The organism is Advenella sp. FME57 (genome assembly GCF_014897675.1).
Lineage (GTDB): Bacteria > Pseudomonadota > Gammaproteobacteria > Burkholderiales > Burkholderiaceae_B > Advenella.
In genome coordinates, this window is sequence record NZ_JABUXU010000008.1 from 41581 (window position 1) to 51737 (window position 10157).

Sequence of the window (10157 nt, forward strand, 5' to 3'; positions counted from 1 at the left end):
CGAAAGGTTGGCAAATTCAATACTTCGATCGTGGCAAGCGCCTGTCCGCGACTTTCCCGCCCCAGAGAGAGTACAAGGAGTGATTGAAAAAACGGGAGGGAGAAAACGACATCAAGCCAGCCAAGCGCATAACGCTCGGCGAACTGTTGGACGAATACGAGAAAAAGATCACAGTAAACAAAAAGTCGGCTGACAATGAGTCAAAGCGAATCAAGTTACTAAAAAGACCGATATCCTGGTCTGATGGAGAAATTGATCTGCAATGTGAACAAAAACGATATATCTGCCCGGCGTGATGATATGTACGAGCGCCCGAACGGTCGCGGCGGTCTGCTTCATGATTCCCGTGCCACGGCTAAATCAGTCGCGCCTACTCTTGTGTCCTGTTGCATAATATCGGCGAAGGGACTTGTCCCATTGAATGAAATTGGGATCTCCATGAGCCACTAGCTGAAACCGGTACTGTTCATATATGTACCAAAGATAGCTATTTGTACCTGGCTTAATTTCCCAAGCGAATATTTGCCCATTTTTATTCATTGCAATATATTTAGTCCACTGCGGGACTACGATGAGTTTCCCGTAGTAGCTCACGACCTTGATAGATTGACTCACTGACATCGCAAATTTCGCTCTTCGGTGCCCGATGCTACCAAAGCCATTAAATAAAACTGCTATTTGCAGGAAAATGTGCAACTAGATATCGTTCACGGTACGCTTTATCTGTGATATTTTTTTCAAGCCATTTTTTAAGCTCAATTTCATTGACTTTCTGCGGATCTACGCTCTTGACTGAACGATACGTTGTCGTACACATAGGTTGATCTAAAAACATGTATATCTCTTACCATTAAAAAGTCATGGAATAATGAAAAATCAATAAAAAATAAGAATATTAAAATTTAATTGTTATTTCATTTGACATAAAAATTTTGATAACTTAGTATCATTTGCACGGCTATTATTGAAATTTCATTTGCGTAATAGCCGTGCAATTGGCTGTTTGATAGCTGCCAATTGTGATTTTTGCCTTTATAGCTGACGGTTTTGGCCGTCAGCTTTTTTTCAATCGCTTTTATGCAGCGCGGAGACGAACTCTTGTTTCCTTAGTCTCGTTCCAGTACATGTGCGTGCGCAACACGTTCAGCTCCAATATTAAAGAGTCTTTTGATGTAGGGACCAGGCTCGCAGGAATGACCGCTTTCCCTGTTGTCCAGCGCATATTCGTGCCGTAGACGTCCTGAGCGGCGTTCAACCCGGTCAAGCTCTCATCATTGATATCGATCGAGTGACGAACACCATCTACAGTAAGGGAAATATCGGTTAGGCCTACACCGATTACGCGCGTATCACGGCGGCTCCTTAGTGAAGTATCCCGAACGACAGACGAGTTGGACAGGACACGAATATCAGATTGCAGCCCTGCTGGTAGTTCGAAACGATACACGCCGAGTTTAGCGCATGGAGTCAGTAAAGCAATGGCGACACCATCTACTTCAATTCGCAAGTTGGCCTTAGATGTACGGGTTGCACCAGTCAGAGCTTGAGCACGTTTGAACAGTTCACGGCGAACAGATTCAATAATTTCAGGCGTGATTTTTTGAACGTAGCCAGGCAGAACGACACGTTCAGGAGCGGGCCCGAAATCGGGGTGAGCAGCGACTGTCTCAGCGTTTTCGAATGAATTGCGATAGTCGCCAACATCCAGGTAGCTTTCTGCAGCAGCGCCTTCAGCCAACAACATATCGAATTCTTCCAATTCCACATGGAAATATTCGAATTTCTTGATGTCAAAATCTTGGACTATGGTTTTACCATTGACCAGCGATAAGGCTGGGACCAGGGCGCCATCAAAGTTGAACCGATGGCCGGGAGATACGGTCAGGTCGCGATGAGGAACATTGTCTGCAAATGCCCCTTTCATAATATGGACTGGAGAAGCACGTAAAGCGTGAGAATCAGGTAAGCGGTTACGATTGAGTTTACGAAAGCCGAGCCACTTGACAGTACCTACATTACCGCTAGCGGTTAGAACCTTATCGCCAGCTTTTAACGTTTCGACTTTGACTTCACCTTCAGGCGTAGCAATGTGTGTACCTTTGAGATAGCACGCATAAACCATGACTCCATTTTCGAAGGTGATTTTCGACAGATCCTCACCAGATGCGTCATACGAGGCGATGGTATTGCCGTTGGCATCTTTAAAAACAATATTGTTGCCTACAACTTGACCATCAGTTGCACCAATAACTTTGATTTGATCTCCCGCAGAAAGACCTGAAACAGTAGGAGAAGAGGAAAGATCTATCTGTATTCCTTTTGGCTCATAGACCAATGTGGAAGTGCCAGAATCACCTAAGTCAAAGTTAGTATTATTAAGCGCAGCGCCTTGAATCAACGGTGGTGAATAATACAGTGTGGCGCCTTCATCCAAGTTGTAATTGGTAGTCTGCAGCGCACTGAAATTTTCGAGCAGATTGATTCTGACATTTGCATCTTGACCTACATTTAAAGTAAAGGTCGAGCCAATTGGTGAAAGGCTATGTTGCTCGAAATCCAGAATATCGTCGGAGTTTGTCGAATTGTTGATAGTTAACTCGGTGTTAAACGAATTACTCTGAACCCGTACCGCTTCATCGCCAGGATAGGAGCTTTGATCTACTGTCTTCTCTGTAGGCTGAAATAAACCGCCAAGTGTGATATTTGCCATGATATTACTTTTCCATTGAAGTAATTGAATTAAGAATAGGTATTCAAGCCAGTAAAGTTTCTGACACATTGTTGATAGTCAATGCGGCTACATACAGAAAAGATTTTCAAGTTACTTTCTGAAAAATTATTACTTATTTGAATACATGGCAATGCTAAGTGTTTGTCTATAAAAGAGCAATTAAACCAATGAGTTAAATAGTAGAGAAACGTCAACATTAGCATTTGTTAACATTCACTGCTCAGCGTATAGTTTTTATTCTGGCCCGTCTGCACCTTTCGAAAAACGAGATGCTGCGCCTCATAGGCGCTAAATGACCAATTTTCGGTTGCTCGTGCTAACCCGCTTGGGCCACGCTTGTCGCCACTGCCGTTACTGCCGATTATCTGTGTCCATCGGCAAGACAGAAAAACTGCAGAAACGAGAATCCGTTGTCGCTAACAGCAAATTGAAGAGCAATAGGTCACGAGATAGATAGATGAAGAAGCGGCTACAACGGAGGGTATTGCGTTTGCGCGAGCACGCTAATAGAAGGTTGGCTGAACAAGTAGGCAGGAGGTGGGTCTTGAATTCTACTTAGAGCAACGTTGCGGACGTATTTCATAGCTGGTCCTGGTTTCATCGCGGAACTGGATTAGGGGTCTTGGATAGGAATGAGAGCAGGACCAGACAATCGACAAAAAACTACCCACTATATGCCTGTAGGCTGCATTCTTATCCAGCTCTAGCGCAATGTCCTGCTGACTGTCGCTTCAAACGTGCCTCGTAATCTGAAAACTACACCAGAGAAGTAAAAATCCCCAGGAGTTACCTACACCCTGGGGATTCATACTACGGAGGTGCTGCAAGCCGGTGAGATCTTTGGAATGCCTGCAACCAACCGTACGTCTAAATGAGTACGTTATAAAAAGTCATTCTACCTCATTCCGGTTGGTTGCAAATCTCCGACTTTTCTACTGGCATATCTTCCATTTTTACGGTCAGGCCACAAAAATGTCTCATCGCCAAGCGATGTATCCCATTAGAAACGGTGTTGCATACCGACACCAACCAGAGTTGATTTCAGTTTTACGTTTTCTGCATTATCAAATTTAAGTTTACCGGTGCCGTAGGATGCAATGGCATATAAGCTCGTGCGTTTGGAAAGGTTATGTACATATCCCAAACTGAAAATATGCAGTTTTCCCTTTACACCGTCAAAAGCATCGCCAGTATTCTTGGTTGCGCTTCCTTGATATGAAAATAGAACTTTACCCTGGTCGCCAACAGGCGCTGTCAGCCCAGCCATCCAGGCTTGTTGACGATAACCGTTAGTCTCCGCGTAATTCATACCGAATGCAGAGCTGTTGGGATTGGTTACTGTTGTGAAGTCATTGAGCGCAGCATTTAGGCCTGTGCTGCCTGCCCCATTTTCAACAATAATATCATTTGACATGGAGCCACGGACCTGGCCGTAACCCAGATGCAATTTCACAACATCGAAATCATAGGATCCAAACAGATTCCACATATGCGTGGTACCTTTGATGTCACCATCGGTATCACGGAAGTCTGTACGGAAGCGATCATAAGAAGCGCTGACTGTGATGGGACCACTGTTGTAGCCGGCACCGACTGATATCCAGTTAGAGGTATTGCGCTCTTCAAAATCATTGAAACCGTCGCTACTTGTGGTCTTGTTATTTTTTCCAGCATAGGCAACACCGAGCTTGAATCCGCTGAAATCAGGCGTTACGTATTTGATAGAGTTGTCCATACGGGCAAAAGTGGAAGCGCCAAATGCACCGCTAAGAACGCCAGCTTGCATGAAACCAACACCAAACGGATCGATCGGTGCCACAATGTCAGCAGCGAGGTTATATTGACGTCCCAATGTCAGGGCACCCCAGCTGTCTCCTTTCAAACCCACATAGGCTTGACGACCAAACAGACGGTTACCTTGTAAAGAGCGACCGTTACCCAGATCAAAGCCACTTTCCAGTTGGAAAATTGCGCTAGTACCGTTACCCAGATCTTCGGCACCTTTCAAGCCCCACCGGTTGCCGTTTTTAACGCCATTGATCAGACCGATATCGCGGGTTTTTGTGAAAGCATCACCCTGGGTGACTTTGGTTTGTTGATAACCAATACCAGCGTCAACCAGACCATACAGCGTCACAGAAGTTTCTGCATGAGCTACACCAGCGAAGCCGGTAACCAGAGCTGCAGCAAGCAAAGTCTTTTTCATCTGTTGTGTCTCCTCATGATTAATGTGTATTTTTGTTATGAATCGTTCAAATTCGATTCAATATACAAGCTTGGACACAATGGAGTAAAGTCTCTGAAATCGAACTGACATCTATTGAGGCCCGTTTAAATAGTAAGAAACTATGGGTTTTTTCTTTGGACAGTCTGGATTTACAATTTCTTCGACAAAAATTCTGACATATCCTATTTGTCTTTATAAAAAATAAATATTAATTATCAATGGGTTATGTGCTAATTTCTGTGCTGGTGTTTTTCGCATCAATCTGTTGACCTCTACTTGAAGGCCAATCATTTGAGAAAAATAATTACCGACATTGGCAATTTGTTGGGGTTTTCCTTGCCCAAGAATAAACTCGCCCTGTTTGTGAAATATATGCAACACATTCAATCATTTAAAATTTGCTTCAACATCAAGTTAGAAGCGTAACGGTGCAAGGTATTAAATTTACGAAGCAAAATTCCCGCTCTTATATGTCCTTTGAATACTTATAATTCCACCTGATGTTGTTGCTTGCTGATTTGGTACGCTTTTATACGATATAAGGCGAATTGGCATTATTACAACTGCGTTTGTCGCGCGTTCCAGTGTGTTTGGCCCGATTGCAGCATCGTTACGGACAAGACAAGCGCCATGCCTTAAAATAGTACATCGCTAATCACCCGGAGAATGGCATATGAGCAATGATACTGAATTTGACACCGCGCTGGATAATATCGATTTTGATGCGATTGAAAAGAAAAATGCCGAGTTGATCAAAAAGATGGATGAAAACTTGCCTGAAGCAGACGACGACTGCGGAGACGCCTGCAAAATCTAGGCGTTTTGAATGCTAATAAAAAACGACGCTATATGGCGTCGTTTTTTTGTTGTGCCGTATTAAAGGCCCAATAGAACGCCGACGGCAATAATCGCCAGTACCAGCGCTGCAATCGCGGTATAGAGGTAGTCGCGTGCGTGTGCGAACATCGCCAGCATGAGTGCGACGCGGATAATTGGCAGCAACACGAAAATCACCACACCGAGTTTGATCAGCGCATAGCCGGTTTGGGCCAGACTCGGGGTGTAGTCCATCTGCCCCAGGGCGCCAAGGATAATGCCGATCATAATCACTGCTGAAGCGATCAGGGTGCCGTACCATAGCAGGCCCGCAATGATTCCGTCGTGGCGGTCCGGCTTGCTGTCCAATGGATTCATGAGCCTGTTCCCCAAAGATGGATGCCCAGCGCACTTAGCATCATTTGGATTGCAAGTGCAATAAGAATGACAGCGAACAGAATGCGCAGTTTGTCAGCGGGCAGTCCCATCAGCAGGCGAGCGCCGGCCAGTGCCCCCACGACTGAACCGAGTGCAACGGGACCGGCGATGTTCATATCGATGTCGCCGCGAACAAGATATGCACCACCACTTGCTGCAGCGGTTACGCCAATCATAAAGTTGGATGTTGCCGATGACACCTTGATGGGGAGTCGCAAGGCAGTATCCATTGCCGGTATTTTCAGTACGCCGGAACCAATGCCCAGCAGGGCGGAGATAACGCCGGCGCCATACATCAGGGAAAGACCCAAGGGGACCCGGGCGACCTGATAGGCGACGTCCTTGCCCAGTTGGCGATCAGGAAAGGTAGAATGCAAACCCAGCCGACTTGCCCAGCTTTGCGGGTCGGGCGTGATGGCCAGTGCCGGGTCGCGACGCCGGGCCATCATCTGCTGTGCTGACAGAACGAGAATGACAGCGAAAAGCCCATAGAGTGCCGGCGTTGGAATGATGCCTATCAACAGCACGCCTGTGATTGCACCAAGCGTGGTCGCTGTCTCCAGGACAATGGCAAGCCTGATGTTGGTCAGGCGTCCTTTAAGAAATGGCGCGGCGCTGCCGCAGGAGCAGGCAATGACAGACACGATGCTGGCGGCGATTGCAACATGAATGTCTACGCCGAACGCGATAATGAGTATGGGCACAATAAAAATGCCGCTAGCCATTCCCAGCATGCCGCCAAGCATGCTGGCACCGAACGCGGCGGCAAATAACCAGAACAGGGTCGCTATATCCATGTTTGCGCACCCAGTCAGTGTGAACGTCGCGATAGCCGGGTGGCAAAGCGGATGGAGTCGCCTCGGTAATACAGTTTTTCGTAATCGACGGGTTGCTCTCCGGTGCTATAGGAGGTGCGTTCGATTAGAAAAATCGGGGCGCCGATTGCAATATTGAGGGCCTGCGCTACATGCCTGTCTGCGATCACCGCCTCCAACTGATAACTGGCCTCTACCAGCGGCAGGGCATATTTGTTTTCGAGCAGATCGAATATGGGTTTCACGTCCAGATTGTTGCTGACGACCTTGTCGCCGATCTCCAGAGGCAGATAGGTTTCGTCAAACGACATGGGAATACCATCGGCTAGGCGAACACGTTCAATCCGATAGACCTGCGTGCCTGGGGCAATCTGCAGTGCCAGGGCTGTTTGCTCGTCAGCGGTAACGATGCGTTTATCCAGCAGACGCGACGTCGGATGACGACCCAATACCACCATGTCTTCGGCAAACCCGGTCAGTTCGGTCAGCGCCTGCGTGATCTTGGGGTGCGTCACGAAGGTTCCCTTACCGCGGCGAATTTCCACCAGTCCACGGGCCACAAGATTGTCGATGGCTTTGCGAATGGTGGTTCGGCTCATATGAAAGCGTGCGATCAATTGCTCTTCCGTCGGTAACTGCGTTCCGGCGGCAAGCTGACCGCTGGAGATCTCGGTGGCCAGGGCAGCTTCAATTTTTGCGTATAGCGGAGTGCTGTTGGTATCGATCAGTGTCATAGAAGACATCATGACATCATGATGTCATGATGTCCAGAAAAAAATGTCAGGAGTCATCTTCGTGTGTATTTCATGTGAATTGATTGCGACAGGAGTATTTCAGTCACATTGCCGTCTGGCTGCACTGCAAGCGACAACGGGAAAATGCAATACGCGACCACAGACGCATATTGGCCAATACCTGACTGTCAGATGGCGCCACCCGTTTTTCGTGGCAAGCGACGCTCGACAGGTGATGACTGGATGATGGACGTATTGGTCATTGAATAAGGGATGAGCTGGTCAATCAGGTGCTCCAGCCCTTCGATGGATTCGACGTGCGCACGGGCAATAAAACAATCTTCGCCCGTGACGCGATCACATTCGGCAATTTCCGGGATGTCTTTCAGAATCTGCGCAACGCGTTGCAACTGGCCGGGGATGGGCCGAATACGCAGCCAGGCTGCGATGGGCAGGCCCAGGGCCCTGGGATTTATTTTCAGGGTGTAGCCTTCGATCAAGTCGGCATCTTCCAGCCTTTTTATTCGCTCCGAGACGCTTGGCGGCGATAGCCCCACAAGGCGGGCCAGTTCGGCCGTTGTCGTTCTTGCATCCTTTACCAGCGCCTCGATCAACATCAAATCCGTGCGATCCAGCTTTCCATTTTGATATTTAAGGCGTTTCATGTAATCGACCTTTTTTATAAAGCTATTTTCCCAGATATGGCTTTTGTTCTGTATTCATTTGGTCGCTCCAGTCTCGCATAATAAGGGCAAAGGAGCAACAATGAAATTATTGCATTTATCACATCTATCGTTGACTCAGGTCGCCCGCTTTGTGCCTCCGACCGTTTGGTTCGGTGTCAGTGCCATCTTTCATTATCTTGGGCCCTCATTTGCGGTCCTTCTGTTTCCGTCCATCGGGGTGCTGGGTGTTGCCTGGTTCAGAATTGCTTCGGCGGCGCTGATTTTTGCACCGATCACACGGCCGTGGAAGACATTGCAGCGGGCTGATGGGAGAACGCGATTATTACTGGTCGGGCTGGGGATTTGTCTGGCTGTGATGAACACTTCCTTCTATCTGGCATTGGATCGCCTGCCGATGAGTCTTGTCGCTGCCATGGAATTTGCAGGCACGATCGTCGTTGCACTTTATGGCCTGCGATCGCGACGCAATCTTTTGGCACTGGTTCTGGCTGTTCTTGGCATCATCATACTGATTGACGTAAAGTGGTCCACCGATTTGCACGGACTTTGCTGGGCGGCATTGAATGCGACACTGTTCGTTATCTATATTACCCTGGGCCACAAGGCCGCAGAGGGTGGCGCCAGCAGTGGTGTTGAGTATCTTGGCGCCGCCATGGCCATTGCATTTATCATTGTGATGCCAATTGGCATTATTGAGGCCATGACAGCGTTTGGCGTGCCCGAACTCGTGGTGGCTGGCATTGCAGTCGGATTCTGCTCTTCAGTTGTTCCATATGTTGCCGATCAGATGGCGATGTCGCGTCTGCCTCGTGCCACCTTTGCCCTGTATCTGGCCATCCTGCCGGCAACCGCGACCCTTATTGCTGCCATCATGCTTGCGCAGATACCAACGCCGCAGGATCTCGCTGGCATTGCACTTGTGATGATCGCCATTGCAATACACAAGCCACCACGATCTGTCGCAGACGCCGGTCGCATGGGTGACGAGATCGACAGCAACGGCTCGGCAATGCAGCCCCGTCAGGAAAAAGGCGACGCAGTAGGGTAGCGGATCACTGACGCCTGCGGCCCGCCTGCCGGAAAATCAATGAGGCGTGATCAGTTGGGGCGCGCGTTAAGGGACAGCCGGAGCCTGTCAGGCTGATTTGTTTGTCGTGCCGGGGCTGGCGTCGTCGCCCACATCATAAACACCGTCCGGGTCGGCAATCAGTTTCTGGAATTGTCCGCCCCGGGCCACCAGCATTTCAAAGTGGGTTTTTCCGTCGTGCAGCCTGGGCGTGAGCAGCACCACTTTGCCTTGTGTCTTTTCTTCGATATCGCGAACAATCTCAGTCAGGCCCTGCACGGTCCTGCATTTACGACGCTGATCATCGTCCTGGGTACCGGCGGCGAATGCGCCATAGCTCAATTGCGCCGCTAGCGAGGACAAAACCAGTTTGAGCAGTACATCTTTCATCTTATTCTCCTTCTGGCAATCCGCGTGAACGGGTAGACAATGAGTGCAAGCAGTGGCTGCCAACATTGAACGGCTGTCGCACCTGGCAACCGGTGGGAGTACAACGGCATAATAGGGGGCAACCGGGGCAAATAAAAAAACGCAGGATCGTGGTGCGTTGTCGTCCGCGAGCGCCCAGTTTACCGGCTTGTTCCGCAACGAGCCAGCGAATATTTCAAGTTTGATACGGCTTTTTGTGCTGCAGAGCAGTACGA

The 10157-nt window shown here is 48.5% G+C and carries 10 protein-coding genes; 3 read left to right on the forward strand and 7 right to left on the reverse strand.

Translation table 11 applies throughout. From position 1 onward, the window contains the following. Positions 1-83: 83 nt before the first annotated feature. Positions 84-296 (forward strand): hypothetical protein, encoded by a 213-nt coding sequence (locus INT32_RS10810; RefSeq protein ID WP_193088743.1) that lies wholly within the window; start codon positions 84-86, stop codon positions 294-296. A gap of 779 nt (positions 297-1075) precedes the next feature. Here INT32_RS10810 and INT32_RS10815 read toward each other — a convergent pair. Together INT32_RS10815 and INT32_RS10820 are read right to left on the reverse strand one after the other, a co-directional pair. After that, entirely contained in the window at positions 1076-2710 is a 1635-nt protein-coding gene (locus tag INT32_RS10815) for a Hint domain-containing protein (protein ID WP_193088744.1), read from the reverse strand. 1021 nt (positions 2711-3731) lie between these two features. Next, complete coding sequence (locus INT32_RS10820) at positions 3732-4937, reverse strand: porin (RefSeq protein ID WP_193088745.1); 1206 nt, start codon at positions 4935-4937, stop codon at positions 3732-3734. Between the two features lie 694 nt (positions 4938-5631). Here INT32_RS10820 and INT32_RS10825 point away from each other — a divergent pair. Then, positions 5632-5775, forward strand: coding sequence for a hypothetical protein (locus INT32_RS10825; protein ID WP_193088746.1), 144 nt, complete (start codon positions 5632-5634; stop codon positions 5773-5775). Positions 5776-5834: 59 nt separating this feature from the next. On the opposite strand, the gene INT32_RS10830 is transcribed toward INT32_RS10825, so the two are convergent. The 4 genes from INT32_RS10830 to INT32_RS10845 form a co-directional block, all read right to left on the reverse strand. Then, complete coding sequence (locus tag INT32_RS10830; protein WP_193088747.1) at positions 5835-6152, reverse strand: DUF1634 domain-containing protein; 318 nt, start codon at positions 6150-6152, stop codon at positions 5835-5837. Further along, positions 6149-7009: a sulfite exporter TauE/SafE family protein gene (locus tag INT32_RS10835; protein ID WP_193088748.1), complete on the reverse strand. Its 861-nt coding sequence runs from the start codon at positions 7007-7009 to the stop codon at positions 6149-6151. The genes INT32_RS10830 and INT32_RS10835 overlap by 4 nt, the downstream gene beginning before the upstream one ends. Positions 7010-7023: 14 nt before the next feature. Then, the gene (locus tag INT32_RS10840) at positions 7024-7770 is read right to left on the reverse strand and encodes a GntR family transcriptional regulator (protein ID WP_193088877.1); all 747 of its coding nucleotides are present in this window, start codon (positions 7768-7770) and stop codon (positions 7024-7026) included. 179 nt (positions 7771-7949) lie between these two features. Then, on the reverse strand, positions 7950-8426 hold the full coding sequence (locus tag INT32_RS10845; RefSeq protein WP_193088749.1) for an Lrp/AsnC family transcriptional regulator: 477 nt from the start codon (positions 8424-8426) through the stop codon (positions 7950-7952). 100 nt (positions 8427-8526) lie between these two features. Between INT32_RS10845 and INT32_RS10850 the strand changes: the two genes are divergently transcribed. Beyond that, complete coding sequence (locus tag INT32_RS10850) at positions 8527-9495, forward strand: DMT family transporter (protein ID WP_193088750.1); 969 nt, start codon at positions 8527-8529, stop codon at positions 9493-9495. An 87-nt stretch (positions 9496-9582) separates the two neighbouring features. On the opposite strand, the gene INT32_RS10855 is transcribed toward INT32_RS10850, so the two are convergent. Beyond that, positions 9583-9903, reverse strand: coding sequence for a hypothetical protein (locus INT32_RS10855; protein ID WP_193088751.1), 321 nt, complete (start codon positions 9901-9903; stop codon positions 9583-9585). Between the last annotated feature and the right edge of the window lie 254 nt (positions 9904-10157).

Bases quoted from the DNA above. Each gene is read 5' to 3' on its own strand.
- INT32_RS10815 (WP_193088744.1), bottom strand. From the start codon at position 2,710: ATGGCAAATATCACACTTGGCGGTTTATTTCAGCCTACAGAGAAGACA.
- INT32_RS10855 (WP_193088751.1), bottom strand. From the start codon at position 9,903: ATGAAAGATGTACTGCTCAAACTGGTTTTGTCCTCGCTAGCGGCGCAA.
- INT32_RS10845 (WP_193088749.1), bottom strand. From the start codon at position 8,426: ATGAAACGCCTTAAATATCAAAATGGAAAGCTGGATCGCACGGATTTG.
- INT32_RS10820 (WP_193088745.1), bottom strand. From the start codon at position 4,937: ATGAAAAAGACTTTGCTTGCTGCAGCTCTGGTTACCGGCTTCGCTGGT.
- INT32_RS10825 (WP_193088746.1), top strand. From the start codon at position 5,632: ATGAGCAATGATACTGAATTTGACACCGCGCTGGATAATATCGATTTT.
- INT32_RS10850 (WP_193088750.1), top strand. From the start codon at position 8,527: ATGAAATTATTGCATTTATCACATCTATCGTTGACTCAGGTCGCCCGC.
- INT32_RS10830 (WP_193088747.1), bottom strand. From the start codon at position 6,152: ATGAATCCATTGGACAGCAAGCCGGACCGCCACGACGGAATCATTGCG.
- INT32_RS10835 (WP_193088748.1), bottom strand. From the start codon at position 7,009: ATGGATATAGCGACCCTGTTCTGGTTATTTGCCGCCGCGTTCGGTGCC.
- INT32_RS10840 (WP_193088877.1), bottom strand. From the start codon at position 7,770: ATGTCTTCTATGACACTGATCGATACCAACAGCACTCCGCTATACGCA.